Below are 15,024 nucleotides of genomic sequence, written 5' to 3'. Positions count from 1 at the left end.
CATGGCTAGGGTGTGCTCGCGGCATCCGGGCCGCTGGGGATCTCAATGGCCACGACATCGCAACGCCTCGGCCTGCCGGCGTTGACTGCACTGGTAGTCGGCTCGATGGTCGGCGCCGGCATCTTCTCATTGCCGCAGAACGTCGCGCGCAGTGCCGGTCCGGCCGCCGCGCTGATCGGCTGGGCGCTGAGCGGTGCCGGCATGCTGATGCTGGCCTTCGTGTTCCAGGCCCTGGCCAACCGCCGTCCGGACCTGGACACCGGCATCTACGCATATGCGCGCGAAGGCTTCGGTAACTACATCGGCTTCTCCGCGGCGTGGGGCTACTGGGTCGCTTCGGTACTGGGCAATGCCAGCTTCTTCGTGCTGATCTTCAGCGGCCTGGGCCATTTCATGCCGGTCTTCGGCGAAGGCAACACGCCAGCCGCCGTGGCCGCTTCGTCCGTACTGTTGTGGACCGTCCACCTGCTGGTGCTGCGCGGCCTGCGCACGGCAGCCATCGTCAACGGCCTGGTGACGGTGGCCAAGCTGCTGCCCATCGCACTGTTCCTGGTACTGGCCGCCGGCGCGTTCCGCATGGAGGTGTTCCGCGCCGACTTCTTCGGCACGCCTGCGCTCGGCGACCTCGGCCAGCAGCTGCGCGGCATGATGCTGGTCACCGTGTGGGTGTTCATCGGCATCGAAGGCGCCAGCATCTATTCGCGGCGTGCCGCGCGCCGTGCCGACGTCGGCCGTGCCACGGTGATCGGTTTCCTGGGGGTCTGGCTGCTGCTGGTCCTGGTCAGCCTGCTGTCGATGGGCGTGCTGTCGCAGGCCGAACTGGCCGGGCTGCCCAACCCGTCGATGGCCTATGTGCTGCGCGCCATCGTCGGCGAATGGGGCGCGACGGTGATCATCGCCGGTTCGATCATTTCGGTGCTGGGCGCGCTGCTGGCCTGGGTGCTGCTGTGTGCCGAAGTGCTGTATGCCGCCGCTGGCGACGGCACAATGCCCGCCTTCCTGGGACGCGAGAATGCGCGTGGCGTGCCGGCCAACGCGTTGTGGTTGAGCAACGGGCTGATCCAGCTGTTCCTGCTGCTGGTGCTGTTCAATGCGGGCAGCTACACCGGCCTGGTGCTGCTGGCCGCATCGATGAGCCTGGTGCCCTACTTCCTGTCCACCGCGTTCGGCGTGCAACTGGCCTGGCGCGGGCAGTCCTACGCTGGTGAGCCGCGCGTGCGCTGGCGCGATTTCGTGGTCGCGCTGCTGGCCAGCGCCTACGCGCTGTGGCTGGTGTATGCCGGCGGCCTGAACAACCTGCTGCTGTCGGTGCTGCTGTACGTGCCCGGCGTTGTTCTGTTTGCGCAGGCCCGGCGCCAGCGCGGCGAGCCGGTTTTCACGCGCTGGGAGTGGGCGCTGTTCGGCGCGATCCTGGCAGTAGCGATCGCCACGCTGGTAGCGCTCTGGAAGGGCCGGTTCACGCTGTAGCGCCGAACGCGTACCTGGCTTGGAGGATGCAGCCGAGCATGGGCCCGCCGCCACAACACGGCAAAAAAAAACCTGCATCTCGCGATGCAGGTTTCTCAAGGTGGCGCCCGAAGTTGGACTCGAACCAACGACCCCCTGATTAACAGTCAAGTGCTCTAACCGGCTGAGCTATTCGGGCAGACGACTAGTATAACCACTCTTCACGCGCGATGGTAGGGGTGATTGGCAATCATTGCGGCAGCCCGATACAGCTGCTCGGCCACCACCAGACGCACCAGCATGTGCGGCAGCGTCAGCGGTCCGATCGACCACTTTTCGTCGGCCAGCGCGGAGACCTCTGGCGAATGCCCTTCCGGGCCACCGATCAGGAACGCCAGGTCCCGGCCCTGCCCGCGCCAATGCTCCAGGCGCTGCGCCAGCTGCTCGGAACTCAACTGCCGCCCCGGCACGTCCAGTGCCACCACGTAAGCGTTCTTCGGCAGCGCGGCGATGACCCGCTTGCCTTCATCCTCGGTGGCACGGCGCGGATCGCGCCCCTTGCCGCGCAGGCCGGGTTCGATTTCCACCAGCTCGAACGGCAGCCAATGCGACAGCCGCTTCTGGTATTCGGCGAACCCCTGCGCGACCCAGCTGGGCGCGCGTTCACCGGTGGCGATCAGGCGGGCTTTCATCAACGGTCCTCCAAAACGTCGACGGCGCCATCGGCGCCGTCGAAGGGATGCGTCAACGCGCGGCTCAGGCCACTTCGTCGTCGCTGGACGGCGGCTGGTCGCCGACGGTCCACAGGCGCTCGAGCGCGTAGAACTCACGCACGCGCGGCAGCATCACGTGGACGATCACGTCGCCCAGATCGACCAGCACCCACTCCGCTTCGCGCTCGCCTTCAACACCCAGCGGCATCACGTCGATGTTCTTGGCGAAGCGCACGACTTCATCGGCAATCGACTTGACGTGGCGGGTCGAAGTGCCCGAAACGACGATCATGTAGTCGGCAACGCTGGACCGGCCGCGCACGTCGATCTCGACCAGGTCCTTGGCCTTCAGGTCTTCGGTGGCTTGGCGGACGCTGGCCAGCAGTTCCGGCACGGACGGCGGCGGGCTGGGCAGATCGACCTTGATGGTCTGGGGCTGGGTCTGGTTGCTCAAAGTGGATCGACTCGATAAACGTGGGGGCGATTATACGGGGATGGCGCGGCCGCGCCATTCACGCCGTGGCCGGGCGGTACAGCCCGTGTGCAGCGACATAGTCGGCCACGGCCGGTGGCAGCAGTGCGCGCCAGGGACCGCCAGCGGCAATCTGCGAGCGCACTGCGCTGGCCGATTCCCCGCGTAGCGGGTGGTGAAGGCGCAGGATGCGACCGGCCGGGCTGGCGAACAGGGCCTGCTCATTGTCGGCCCAGCGCCCTTGCAGAGCACGCCCCAGCTCGCCATCGATCGACGCCTGCAACGGACTGCCCGGCCGTTCGGCCACCACGAAGTGGGCCAGATCGAACAGGGCCTCCCATTCGTGCCAGCCGGACAGCCCCAGCAGGCTGTCGGCGCCCACCAGCCAGGCCAGCGGCCGGCTCGGGCCCAGCTCGCCACGCAGCTCGCGCAGGGTGTCGACGGTGTACGACGGACGACCGGGGCAGCGGCTGGCACGATCCAGTTCGCGACGGTCCAGCAGCAGCCCCGGCTCGTCGCCGATGGCCAGCGACAACATCGTGCAGCGCTGCTCAGCGGTGGCACCGGGCACCGCGCGGTGCGGCGGATCGGCGGCCGGCAGCATGCGCACGGCGACCTGCAGCTCATCGCGGGCCGCGCGCGCGATCGCCAGGTGCCCGAGGTGCACCGGATCGAAGGTGCCCCCGTAGTAGATCCGCAGGCTCATCACTCAGGCCCGCGCCAGCAGGCGCACGGCACGCGGTTCGGCCACGGCCACCAGCAGGCGTTCCAGCGCCAGCCAGGCGTCGCCGTCAGCGCGCCCCTTGGCGATGCGGTCGACCAGCCCCGCCTCAGCCACGAAACGCTCCCAGCGCTTGCCTTCCGGGTGCCGCTGCAGCGCGCGCTTGTAAGGCGCCTGCCGCGATTCCCAGATGCCGCGCGATTTCATTTCGGCGGCCAGGTTGCCACCACGCGCCTGCACGCGGGCCAGGCCTGCACCCGCCAGCAGTTCGCGGATCACGATCGGCATCAATGCGGCCACCGCCTCCCCTTCACCGCGCAGGCCGGCCAGCATGCGCAGCACCGCCGGCGGCTGGCCGGAGAAGGTCGCCTCCACCAACCGGAACACGTCGTAGCGGGCAGCGTCAGCCACCAGCGACTCCATCCGTTCCACATCCAACGGCTGGCCGTCGGCCAGAAGCGCCAGCTTGTCGATTTCCTGGGCGGCGGCCAGCAGGTTGCCCTCCACCCGCTCGGCCAGGCGCTGCACGGCAGCCGGGTCGGCACGCAGGCCCTTGCCGCGCAGGCGGCGCTCGATCCAGTCCGGCAGTTCGTGCGGCTTGATCGCCCATGCCACCGACAGCACCCCGATGCGGCTGACCGCCTCGGCCCACTTGCCCTGGTGGGCCTTGCTCCATTCATTGGCGGTGATCATCAACACCACGTCCGGCGCCGGGTTGGCGCAGAACTGGCTGATCACCTCGGCGCCCTCCTTGCCCGGCTTGCCGCTGGGCAGGCGCACCTCGACCAGGCGGCGGGCGCTGAACAGGCTGGGCGCATTGAAGCTGGCGTCAAGCTGGTTCCAGTCGAAATCACGCCCGTCGGCGTCGAACACTTCGCGTTCGCCGATGCCCGAGGCGCGCGCACGCGCGCGGATGGCATCTGCGGCCTCCAGCACGCGCAGTGTTTCCGGGCCTGCGATCAGGTACACCGGCGCCAATGCGGTGTCAGCGCCCTGGCTGGCCAGCTGCTCCGGACGCAGTTCCATCGTCGCTGCCGCTCAGTGCTTGACGGCGGCGGCAGGCTCTGCCGGCACCGCGCCCTCGATCGGCTTGGCCTTCGGCGCGGACAGGCTGCCCCCCTTCTCGATCTCGGCGCGGACCACGCTGTCGATACGGCGGATGATCGAGGCGGACATTTCCCGGCGCAGCTCCGTGGCCAGGATTTCGCGTTCGGTGGTGGTACCGGTGGCGTCGGTCGGCGGCGACACGTAGTCGCGCGACAGTTCGATCACCTGCTGCGGCACCAGTTCGCTGCCATCCTCGCGGCGGAAGATGAAGATCACCGCATAGCGTAGGCTGTACTCCTGCGCACGACCCTGCGAGTCGATGGCGATCGGGAGGTCACCCCAGCGCTCGGACAACACCTGCAGCTGGGTACTCGGTTCCTTGCTGTCCTCATCGGCCAGCCTGGCACCGGAGGCCAGCAGGCTGCGATTGAGCAGCTTGACCAGTTCACTGTACGGGGCGGTGGATACCACCTTCACCGGGGCGGTGTCGGTCGGCAGCATCAGCTTGTTGCGCAGATGGAAGCCGCAGCCGGCGAGGCCGAGGACAAGAACGAGGGCAAGCAGGATTCGGGTCATGGAGACAGTCTGGCGGAGCCGGGCGATCACGGCAACACACAGCGTGCCCGAAGCCGCGTGAATGCAGGGCCATCAAGCACCCGGCCCTGCTTCTGGAAAGGCACCGGCCACCGCGCGGGTGGCCGGTGCGAGGTACATCAGGCGGCGACGATGTTCACGATCTTGCCCGGGACGATGATGATCTTGCGCACCGTCAGGCCTTCCATGAACCTGGCCGCGTTGGGCTCGGCCAGCGCCAGCGCCTCGACCTGCTCGCGCGCGGCGTCGGCCGCCACCTCGATGGTGCCGCGCAGCTTGCCGTTGACCTGCACCGCCAGGGTCAGCGCATCGCGTACCAGCGCACTGCTGTCGGCCTGCGGGAACGGCTGGTCTTCCAGCAGCGTCTCGCCATGGCCCAGCACCTGCCAGAGGGCGTGGCTGGCATGCGGCGTGATCGGGTTCAGCAGCAGCACGACGGCCTGCAGCGCTTCCTGGCGCACCGCGCGGCCCTGCTCGCTGTCGTCCTCGAACCTGGCCAGCGCGTTCATCAGCTCCATTACCGCTGCGATCGCGGTATTGAAGCTGTGGCGGCGACCGTAGTCGTCACCGACCTTGCCGATGGTTTCATGGGTCTTGCGGCGCAACGCCTTCTGGTTGGCATCCAGTGCTGCAACGTCCAGCGCCGGGGCGGCACCGTCGGCAGCATGCTTCTGCACCTGGGCCCACAGGCGGCGCAGGAAACGCGCCATGCCGTCCACGCCGGCCTCGTTCCATTCCAGCGACTGCTCCGGCGGCGCGGCGAACATCGAGAACAGGCGCACGGTGTCGGCGCCGTACTTGCCGACCATCGCCTGCGGGTCCACGCCGTTGTTCTTCGACTTGGACATCTTCTCGGTGCCACCGACCACCACCGGCTGGCCGTCGGCAATCAGGGTGGCGCCGGTGATGCGGCCGCGCTCGTCACGCTGCACCTCCACATCGGCCGGGTTGATCCAGTCCTTCGAACCGTCCGGATTCGGGCGGTAGTAGGTCTCGGCGATCACCATGCCCTGGCACAGCAGGTTGCGCGCCGGTTCGTTGCTGTCCACCATCCGCGCGTCGCGCAGCAGCTTGTGGTAGAAGCGGAAATACATCAGGTGCAGGATCGCGTGCTCGATGCCACCGATGTACTGATCGACCGGCAGCCAGTAGTTGCCGCGCTTGTCGACGGCGTCACGGGCACCCGGCGAGGTGTAGCGGGCGTAGTACCAGCTCGACTCCATGAAGGTGTCGAAGGTGTCGGTCTCGCGCTCGGCGGCGCCGCCGCATTCCGGGCAGGTGGTCTTGCGCCATTCCGGGTCGGTCTTGATCGGCGAACCGGTCCCGGAGAACGCCACGTCCTCCGGCAGTACCACCGGCAGCTGCTCCTCCGGCACCGGCACCGCACCGCACTTGTCGCAGTAGATCACCGGAATCGGGCAGCCCCAGTAGCGCTGGCGGCTCACGCCCCAGTCGCGCAGGCGGTAGTTGACGCGGCGCTGGCCCTGGGCCTTGCGCTCGAAACGTTCGGCCAGCGCTTCGAAGGCGCCCTGGAAGTCCAGGCCATCGAATTCGGCCGAGTTGACCAGTTCGAAGGCACGGCTCTTGTCGCTGTACCAGTCCTGCCAGCGGCTGCCGTCCCAGTTGCGCTCTTCTTCAGTGCGCGGGTCCTTCAGCGCGATGACCTGCTTGATCGGCAGGCCGTACTTGTTGGCCACTTCGTTGTCGCGCTGGTCATGGCCCGGAACGGCCATCACCGCGCCGGTGCCGTAGCCCATCAGCACGAAGTTGGCGACCCACACCGGCACCGGCTCGCCGGTGACCGGGTGCAGCGCGCGCAGGCCGGTATCCATGCCGCGCTTTTCCTGGGTTTCCAGTTCAGCCTCGGACACACCGCCCTGCTTCAGGTCGGCCAGCAGCGCGGCCAGTTCCGGATTGTTCTTCGCCGCGTGCAGCGCCAGCGGGTGTTCGGCGGCGATCGACACGAAGGTCACGCCCATCACCGTGTCCGGGCGGGTGGTGAACACGCGCAGCGGATCCAGCACGCCACCATCGACGTCGCGCACGTCGAACTGGATTTCCAGGCCTTCGGAACGGCCGATCCAGTTACGCTGCATGGTCTTGACCGATTCCGGCCAGCCGTCCAGCTCGTCCAGGCCATCCAGCAGCTCCTGGGCATAATCGGTGATGCGCAGGAACCACTGCGGGATCTCGCGCTTCTCGACCAGGGCCCCCGAGCGCCAGCCGCGGCCGTCGATGACCTGCTCGTTGGCCAGCACGGTCTGGTCGACCGGGTCCCAGTTCACCACCGCGTTGCGGCGATAGGCCAGGCCCTTGCGCATCAGGCGGGTGAACATGCGCTGCTCGTGGACGTAATAGTCCGGACGGCAGGTGGCGAACTCGCGCGACCAGTCGATGGCATAGCCCAGCGATTTCAGCTGGCTGCGCATGTGGTCAATGTTCTTGTAGGTCCACGCCGCCGGCGCGGTCTTGTTCTTGATCGCGGCGTTTTCCGCCGGCAGGCCGAACGCGTCCCAGCCCATCGGCTGCAGCACGTTGTGGCCGGTCATGCGCTTGTAGCGGCTGATCACGTCGCCAATCGTGTAATTGCGCACGTGGCCCATGTGCAGCGCACCGGACGGGTACGGAAGCATCGACAGGCAGTAGTACTTCGGCTTGTCCGAAGTCTCGTCGACCTCGAAGGCACGGGTGGCGTCCCAGTACTGCTGGGCGGCGGATTCAACCTGCTGCGGGTCGTAGGCGTTGGTTTCAGCGCTGGTCATGGAACACGCGGATGCGGCGGCAAAGCGGTACAGCGTACCGCAGTGCGGCAAACGTCTCCAATCCTGCCTGCTGGGGGTGGGCGCCGCGATGCCCCGGGAGCCGTCTCAGCGTTGGCGCGACAGCGGCAGTGCGGCGGCCAGCCAGGCCACCCAGCAGGCGAACGCCAGCCGTTGTGCCAGCGGCGCCGGCAGGACGCCCTGCACGGCAAACGCGGCCACCGCAGCCAGCACGCCGCAGCCCAGGGCCAGGGCGCCCAGGGCGCGGCCATGCGCCTGGCGCAGCTGCGTCGTGCCCAGCAACAGGGTCCCGGCGACGAAGCCCAGCACCCAGATCATCCAGGCACTGGCATGCAGCTGGCTGGCCGGCCCATGCAGATCGTCCACATCCAGCGGCAGCAAGCCCATCGCGGCAAAGCCCAGGCCAGCCAGCAGCAGCATCTGGCTGCCGACCCTCGGTGCCCAGCCGGCAGTGGCGGGCAGGCTGCGGCGCAGGCGCTCAGCCACCACCGCGGCGAGCACGCCGGGCAGCACGAAGCCAAGCAGATTGAAGGCCAGCGCATGCGGTACGCCCCGCGCACCCAGCAGCGCCACCGGGTGGCGGGCCTGTGCATAGCCCTCCAGGCCGGCACCGAAGCCAGACACAGCCAGGACGAACACGGCTGCAGCAAGCAGTCCCAACCAACGATCAAGCCGGACCATGGACATTGCGCGCAGTCACCCGGAAAAGAATGGATCAGCGCATTGTCGCGGCAGCGACGCGGTGCGCCAAGCGCGCGAGCCAGGCCGGGTGCTTCCGGCGCACCCCGGCCACCACGCCGGTCAGCTCCGGAATGCGGGTGATCCACGAGCTGTACTGCGTGCCGCGCCCCCGAGGGCGTCGCGCGCGATGTGATGGCAGGGTTGAGACGGACATCGATCGTCACCATAGAATCGGTCTCCAGATGCCAAGCGATGCCTCCCCCATGACCGAGACGACCTACGTATTCGACGCCACCACTGCGACCTTCGAGGCCGAAGTCCTGCAGAAGTCGCTGCAGACGCCGGTGCTGGTAGACTTCTGGGCCACCTGGTGCGGGCCGTGCAAGACCCTCGGCCCGATGCTGGAAAAGCTGGCTGCCGAGTACAACGGTGCGTTCGAGCTGGCCAAGGTCGATGTCGACAAGGAACAGCAGATCGCTGCGGCCTTCCAGATCCGCTCGGTGCCGACCGTGTTCCTGGTCAAGGGCGGCCAGCTGGTGGACGGTTTCCCGGGCGCCATTCCGGAAGGCCAGCTGCGTGAGTTCCTGGCCCAGCACGGCATCGTACCGGCCGATGTGGGCGATGCTGTCCCCGAAGATGACACCCCGCTGGATCCGCAGGCGCAGGTCGATGTGCTGCGTGCGCAGATCGCCGCCGAGCCGGACAAGGATGAACTGAAGCTCGACCTGGCCCTGGCCCTGCTGCAGATCGGTGGCGTGGACGAGGCAGGCACCCTGATCGACGGCCTGCCTGCCAATCTGGCCACCGACGACCGCGCCGTGCGTGCCCGCGCCCGCCTGGCCTTCGCCGCCGCGCTGAAAGATGCCCCGGCCGCCGAGGTGCTGGAGGCACGCATCGCCGCTGACGGCAAGGACCTCAAGGCCCGCCACCTGCGCGGCGTGCAACTGCTGCTCGGCGGTCATGACGAGGCCGCGCTGGCCCAGTTCCTCGAAATGCTGCGGATCGACCGCGGATTCGAGGAAGGCCTGCCGCGCAAGGCGCTGATCGACGCCTTCAATGTGATCTCCGACGAGGACCTGGTCGGCCAGTACCGCCGCAGGATGGCGTCGCTGCTGTTCTGAACGGGAGCCCGCCCCGTTCAGAATCCCTGCACTGAACGCGGGCAATAATGCGCGCGCTGGTGGCCATGCGGTCGCCACGATCCGTTCGGGGGGATGAGGTCGGGGCCATGGGGTCTTGCAGCTGCACCCCCGCATTGCCGGGATTGCAAACTGTGACCGTCGTCCGCTCTCTGTCGTTCGCCATGCATTTAACGGGCGCTCTGCTCTGCGCCCTCTTCCTGATGCCCGCCCTTGCCGGCGCCCAGGACTGGAACTATCGCGTCCGGCCCGGCGATACCCTGTGGGACCTGGGCGGGCTCTACCTGAAGCCCTCGGTACGCTGGCAGCAGCTGCAGCAGCACAACCGCATCGACAACCCCTACCAGTTGCCGCCGGGCCAGCTGCTGCGCTTCCCGATCAGCTGGCTGCGCACCGAACCGGCGCCGGCCCGGGTGCTGTCCGTGCGCGGCAAGGTCGCGCTGTCGGGCGCCGATGGCACGGCGACCCGCGCGCTCCAGGCCGGCGAACAGCTGCATATCGGTGACACCGTGGAGACCGAAGGCGATTCCAGCATCACCCTGGAATTCGCCGATGCCTCGCGCCTGCAGCTGCGCGAGTACTCGCGCCTGCGCCTGGACCAGCTGAGCCGTTACGGCCACACCGGCATGGTCGACACCCGACTGCGCCTGCAGCAGGGGCGAGCCAGCAACCGGGTGACGCCGGCGCGCGGTCCCGCCTCGCGTTACATCATCGATGCGCCCACCGCCACCAGCAGCGTGCGCGGCACGGTGTTCCGGGTCAGCGCCGGGGATAACGGGCACGTCGGTGCCACCGAGGTCCTGCAGGGCAAGGTGCAGGTCGGCAACCCCCATGGCCAGCGCCTGGTCCGGCCGGGCCAGGCCACCCGCAGCAGCAGTGCCGATGCGGCGCCCGCTGCGGTCTCCGCACTGCTGCCGGCGCCGGCGTTGCGCAATGACGCGCTGCGCCTGGCGCCGCTGCCGACCCTGCTTGCCTGGGAACCGGTCAATGGCGCCGATCATTACCGGGTGGAAGTAGTGCAGGCGGCAACGCCGGAGATCCTGCTGTTCGCCGCCACCACCGCCGACACCCGGCTGGCGATCGGCGACCTGCCGCCTGGCCAGCTGCGCATCCTGTTGCGCGCGGTCGACGCCCAGGGGGTCGAAGGCCTGGATGCCAGCGCCGATTTCGAGCTCGGTGACCAGCCACCACCGCCACTGACCGTATCGCCGCTGCATGGGCAGACGATCAACAGCGACCGACCGCGTTTCCGCTGGAGCCAGGCCCCCGGTGCGCGCAGCAGCGTCCTGCAGATCGCCACCGAACCCAGCTTCCTGCAGCCCCTGCAGGAGCAGGCCACCCATGCGACCGACCTGCGCCTGGCGCAACCGCTGCCGCCCGGCCAGTACTACTGGCGCGTGGCCTCGCGCGATGGCGAAGGCCGACAGGGCCGCTATGGCCAGGCGTTGCCGCTGCAGCTGAGCAATGAACCAGTGGACCCGGCACTGCAACCGCCCGAGGCCGCACACGGCGAGCTGACGCTGCGCTGGCAGGCCGGCAGCGGCCAGCGCTACCGGGTGCAGGTGGATCGCCGCGGTGACTTCAAGGCACCGCTGGTCGACGAAACCGTGGACCAGCCGCAGGTGAGCTTCAAGCGCCCGTGGAGCGGCACCCTGCACGTACGCGTGCAGTACATCGACGATGACGGCCACGCCAGCGCGTTCTCGCCTGCCCAGCAGGTCCCGCTGCCGTGCCGCCTGTGCTACGGCGCGGGTGGCGGTGCCCTGCTGCTCTGGTTGTTGTTGTGAGGCGCTCGCCGCTGCCATGGTCGAAGCGGATCCTGCTGGCCCTGCTGGCCGGCGTGCTGACCATCGTGGCCAGCCAGGGACAATGGCTGTGGCGGCAGGACGAGGCGGCCTATGACGCGCTGGTCGGCAACTGGGATTACCGCCCCGATCCCAGCGTGCTGATCGTCGCCATCGACGAAGGCAGCCTGCAGCGTATCGGCCAGTGGCCCTGGCCACGCTCGGTGCATGCACGCCTGCTTGACCGCCTGACCGATGCCGGCGCCGAACGCGTCGCGCTGGACCTGATGCTGTCCGAACCGGATCGCCGTGACAGCCGACAGGATGATCAACTGGCCGCCGCCATCCGACGCAATGGCCGGGTGGTGCTGCCGGTGCTGGCCGCACCGGCGGCCGGCGACCGCATGGCCGAGGAAATGCTGCCGATCCCACAGATCGCTGCCAGTGCTGCCGCCATCGGCCACACCGATGTCGAGGTGGATGGCGACGGCGTCGCCCGTGGCGTCTATCTGCACGCAGGTATCGGCCAGCCGCACTGGCCGGCACTGGGCCTGGCACTGGCCGACCTGCCTGCCGGTGCCGTACGCGGCCTGCCCGATCCCGACCCGGAACTGGGCTCGCCCTATCAATGGCGTCGCGACGATTACGTTCGCGTGCGCTACGCCGGCCCCCCCGAGCGGCTGCCGCAGGTGTCCTATGCGGACGTTCTCGATGGCCACGTGGACATGGCGATGCTGCATGGCCGCCGCATCGTCGTTGGCATGACGGCCAGCGGCATCGCGCCCCGCCTGCTGACCCCGACCACCCGCGAGTTCTGGATGAGCGGCAGCGAGTACCAGGCCAACATCGCCTCGATGCTGCTGCAGCACAAGCAGATCGATGTTCTACCGCATGCCTGGCAGCACGCCATCAGCGGTGTGCTGGTGGCGCTGTGCGTGATCCTGCTCGGCCTGCGCCTGCCCTGGCTGGTCGCGTTGTGTTCGTTGCCGATGCCGGCCCTGCTGAGCTGGCTGCTGCTGCGCACGGGTGACCTGTGGTGGGCGCCGGCCAGCGCGATGCTGGGCGTGACGCTGGCACTGCTGGTCTGGGCGGTGTGGCGGATCTCGGCCTGGCACCGCCAGGCCAACCGCGACGCCCTTACCGGCCTGGGCAACCGCCTCCGCTTCGAGCAGTCGCTGCAGCAGGAATGCGATGCGGCGCGGCGCAGCGGCAAGCCATTGAGCCTGGCGCTGATCGACGTCGACCACTTCAAGCGCCATAACGATCGCCACGGGCACCAGGTCGGCGACCGCGTGCTGCGTGATGTCGCCCGCCTGATCGGCGCCCATGCGCGCCGCCCGCGCGACATGGCGGCACGCTACGGTGGCGACGAATTCGCGCTGGTGCTGCCGGATACACCGGCCGAGGGCGCACGCCAGGTGATCGAGGACCTGATTGCCTGCGTGCGCGCATTGCCGGCGCCGGGCGAAGGCAGCGACGATACCGTCACGCTCACCATCGGCGTATTCACCCGCGTGCCCGACGGCGAACTGCAGCCCCACCATTTCGTGGAAGGCGCCGACACCGCCCTTTATCAGGCGAAGGCGAACGGCCGCGACGGGTACACGATCGACGGCGGGGCATGACATCCCTGCCCCGGGTGCAACATACGCATGCGAATGGTTAGACTGGACGCCCCGCCCTGCGCTCCCGGATCTGCATGAACGCCCGCCTGTTCCGCGTCGGCATCAACCTCTGGCCACCGTTCCTGTTCACCGGCATCCACGTCACCCGGATCACGCCCGACTACCGGCAGATCGATGTGGAACTCCGGCTGCGGCCGTGGAACCGCAATTACGTGGGGACGCATTTCGGCGGCAGCCTGTTTGCGATGACCGATCCGTTCTGGATGCTGGGCCTGCTGCACATCCTCGGCCGTGACTACTACGTGTGGGACCGCGCCGGTGCGATCGATTTCCTCAAGCCTGGCCGGGGCACGGTGCGCACCTCGTTCCGCATCGACGATGCGCTGCTGGCCGAACTGCGTGCCGAAGCAGCGGGCGGCGGGAAGGTGCTGCGCTGGTTCAGCAACGACGTCGTCGACGAAAGCGGCGAGGTGGTCGCCCAGGTGCGCAAGCAGGTCTATCTGCGGTTGAAGCCACACGCGCGCTGATCCGGCGCGGGCGCTGTCCTTTGCTGCCCTGCCAGGGAGGCTCCGATGCGCGCGTATGCGCGTGTGCACCTGCGGTGCGACGCGGAGCGAAGGCAGCCGCGAGGATGACGAGGACAGCGCGCACTGGCCACCGCTGCTCAGTCGCGCGCGGCGGCGGGCGGGGCGTCCCCCGCCACCAACGGTACCGACAACCATGGGCTCTCGCCGGTGCTGCGCGGCGCTGAGCGCCGCGGTACCTGCAGGCGGCGGCCATCGGCCGACAACTGCGGTGCCCGCACCTGCGAGCGGAACTGGGCAGGCAAGCGCTTCAGCGCATCCACAGGGTCCTCGGCCTGCTGTCGCAGCCAGCGTTGCGCACCGATCAGCCGCACCATCGCGGCGGCATCCTGGGGCCTTGACGAATAGGCGGGATAGGCCGGACCCGCGATATCGGCCAGCACGCACCCCATGATGTTCGACAGGCAGCCGAAGTCATGCTGCGGCGGTGCCGGCACCGGCAGCGGGCGATCCGCCTCCAGCGCGGTCATCGCCGCCGCACCACAGGCCCAGCCCAGGTTGCCCGCCACGCGCGCCAGGGTGCTGCGGCGATCGAGTACCAGCACACCACCGAACTCCTGCGCCGAGGTTTCGATCGCAGCCCTGCTCATCGCATACTCGCCCTGCATCGCACGGCACAGGCTCTGTTCGGCGGCCCGCATCGGCTTCATCGCCTGCTCGCATTCCGCTGGCAGCGGCTGGTCGGCTGGCAGTTCGACCAGCATGTCGGCCAGCAGCTGGGCATTGGCCTGCACCAGGCTGGCACCGATGATGCTCTCCACCAGGTAGCTGCCGCCCGTCACCAGCCGACGGCCCAGCTGCAGCCCGCGGCAACTGCCACGCAGCGCACCGTCGATATCACCCTGCAGATAGGCCAGCGCGCGTGCGCTGGTGGCGTCGATCACCAAACCATAGGTCGGCATCGGCACCAGGATGCCTTCCCCTTTTGGCCGGAACGGCGACACGAAGTGATCCGCATCGGCCAGCTGGTCCAGGCGCGCATGCAGCTGCTGGTGGCCAGCGTGGGCATCGACGAAGCGCTGCGGGTCCGCGCGCACCTGGGCGAGGCAGTCACTGGCGGTCGGTCCGCAGCTGGCCGAAGGCCGTGATCGCAGCTCGACGTGGTCCTCTGCCAGCTGCGGACGGGCGCCCTTGCCGCGCGGATCCGCCTCCCAGCGCTGTACATCCCGGGCCAGCGCCTGATCGCGCTGGCCCGGGTCGAGATCGTCGAACGCGAGTGTCCACAGCAGCGCAAAGCCGTTGCGGCCATCAGCGGGCAGGCGGGCCTGCAACCGCTGCTGGGCCTGCAGCCGTGATTCCGGCACCGGCCACATGCGCGAGGCACACCACACCACGATGGCCAGCACCAGCAGTCCTGCCAGGGCCCAGCCCAGTCCGCGCAGAATCTTCAACACAGCTTCCCTTCCATGCATCGTTGCCGCAGTCGATCGGCCAGCGT

14 protein-coding genes and 1 tRNA gene are annotated in these 15,024 nt (G+C 68.6%); 5 read left to right on the top strand and 10 right to left on the bottom strand.

From position 1 onward, the window contains the following. Nucleotides 1-45: 45 nt before the first annotated feature. Entirely contained in the window at nucleotides 46-1,467 is a 1,422-nt protein-coding gene (gene arcD, locus AC5P66_RS18980; RefSeq protein ID WP_049412447.1) for an arginine-ornithine antiporter, read from the top strand. 101 nt (nucleotides 1,468-1,568) lie between these two features. Here arcD and AC5P66_RS18975 read toward each other — a convergent pair. The 9 genes from AC5P66_RS18975 to AC5P66_RS18935 form a co-directional block, all read right to left on the bottom strand. Beyond that, nucleotides 1,569-1,645, bottom strand: a tRNA-Asn gene (locus tag AC5P66_RS18975). A 22-nt stretch (nucleotides 1,646-1,667) separates the two neighbouring features. After that, on the bottom strand, nucleotides 1,668-2,138 hold the full coding sequence (gene rlmH / locus AC5P66_RS18970) for a 23S rRNA (pseudouridine(1915)-N(3))-methyltransferase RlmH (RefSeq protein WP_005418108.1): 471 nt from the start codon (nucleotides 2,136-2,138) through the stop codon (nucleotides 1,668-1,670). A 64-nt stretch (nucleotides 2,139-2,202) separates the two neighbouring features. Continuing rightward, nucleotides 2,203-2,613 carry a ribosome silencing factor gene (gene rsfS / locus AC5P66_RS18965; RefSeq protein ID WP_005418109.1) on the bottom strand — a complete coding sequence of 137 codons (411 nt, stop codon included), beginning with the start codon at nucleotides 2,611-2,613 and terminating at the stop codon, nucleotides 2,203-2,205. A gap of 58 nt (nucleotides 2,614-2,671) precedes the next feature. After that, the gene (gene nadD, locus AC5P66_RS18960; protein ID WP_049414423.1) at nucleotides 2,672-3,337 is read right to left on the bottom strand and encodes a nicotinate-nucleotide adenylyltransferase; all 666 of its coding nucleotides are present in this window, start codon (nucleotides 3,335-3,337) and stop codon (nucleotides 2,672-2,674) included. A gap of 3 nt (nucleotides 3,338-3,340) precedes the next feature. Next, the gene (gene holA, locus AC5P66_RS18955; protein WP_049414424.1) at nucleotides 3,341-4,378 is read right to left on the bottom strand and encodes a DNA polymerase III subunit delta; all 1,038 of its coding nucleotides are present in this window, start codon (nucleotides 4,376-4,378) and stop codon (nucleotides 3,341-3,343) included. A 12-nt stretch (nucleotides 4,379-4,390) separates the two neighbouring features. Next, nucleotides 4,391-4,975 (bottom strand): LPS-assembly lipoprotein LptE, encoded by a 585-nt coding sequence (locus tag AC5P66_RS18950; RefSeq protein ID WP_005418114.1) that lies wholly within the window; start codon nucleotides 4,973-4,975, stop codon nucleotides 4,391-4,393. 137 nt (nucleotides 4,976-5,112) lie between these two features. Further along, nucleotides 5,113-7,755, bottom strand: coding sequence for a leucine--tRNA ligase (gene leuS / locus AC5P66_RS18945; protein WP_049414435.1), 2,643 nt, complete (start codon nucleotides 7,753-7,755; stop codon nucleotides 5,113-5,115). A gap of 105 nt (nucleotides 7,756-7,860) precedes the next feature. Continuing rightward, the gene (locus tag AC5P66_RS18940) at nucleotides 7,861-8,460 is read right to left on the bottom strand and encodes a DUF998 domain-containing protein (protein WP_049414425.1); all 600 of its coding nucleotides are present in this window, start codon (nucleotides 8,458-8,460) and stop codon (nucleotides 7,861-7,863) included. 28 nt (nucleotides 8,461-8,488) lie between these two features. Next, entirely contained in the window at nucleotides 8,489-8,668 is a 180-nt protein-coding gene (locus AC5P66_RS18935) for a hypothetical protein (RefSeq protein WP_143566354.1), read from the bottom strand. A gap of 49 nt (nucleotides 8,669-8,717) precedes the next feature. On the opposite strand from AC5P66_RS18935, the gene trxA reads away from it, so the two are divergent. The 4 genes from trxA to AC5P66_RS18915 all read left to right on the top strand — a co-directional run bounded on the left by trxA (nucleotide 8,718) and on the right by AC5P66_RS18915 (nucleotide 13,529). Continuing rightward, nucleotides 8,718-9,575, top strand: a complete 858-nt coding sequence (gene trxA, locus AC5P66_RS18930; protein WP_005418123.1) for a thioredoxin — start codon at nucleotides 8,718-8,720, stop codon at nucleotides 9,573-9,575. Nucleotides 9,576-9,682: 107 nt separating this feature from the next. Further along, nucleotides 9,683-11,380, top strand: a complete 1,698-nt coding sequence (locus AC5P66_RS18925) for a FecR family protein (protein WP_495216549.1) — start codon at nucleotides 9,683-9,685, stop codon at nucleotides 11,378-11,380. Next, on the top strand, nucleotides 11,377-13,002 hold the full coding sequence (locus AC5P66_RS18920; protein ID WP_049414428.1) for a CHASE2 domain-containing protein: 1,626 nt from the start codon (nucleotides 11,377-11,379) through the stop codon (nucleotides 13,000-13,002). Before AC5P66_RS18925 ends, AC5P66_RS18920 begins: the two co-directional genes overlap by 4 nt. Nucleotides 13,003-13,076: 74 nt before the next feature. Next, nucleotides 13,077-13,529, top strand: coding sequence for a DUF4442 domain-containing protein (locus AC5P66_RS18915; protein ID WP_099496199.1), 453 nt, complete (start codon nucleotides 13,077-13,079; stop codon nucleotides 13,527-13,529). Nucleotides 13,530-13,666: 137 nt separating this feature from the next. Here the strand turns inward: AC5P66_RS18915 and AC5P66_RS18910 are convergent, their stop codons facing one another. After that, nucleotides 13,667-14,980 carry a hypothetical protein gene (locus tag AC5P66_RS18910; protein ID WP_099496198.1) on the bottom strand — a complete coding sequence of 438 codons (1,314 nt, stop codon included), beginning with the start codon at nucleotides 14,978-14,980 and terminating at the stop codon, nucleotides 13,667-13,669. Between the last annotated feature and the right edge of the window lie 44 nt (nucleotides 14,981-15,024).

The organism is Stenotrophomonas sp. YJH_SMC_122 (genome assembly GCF_059369535.1).
This window is presented reverse-complemented; position numbering and strand designations above follow the sequence as displayed.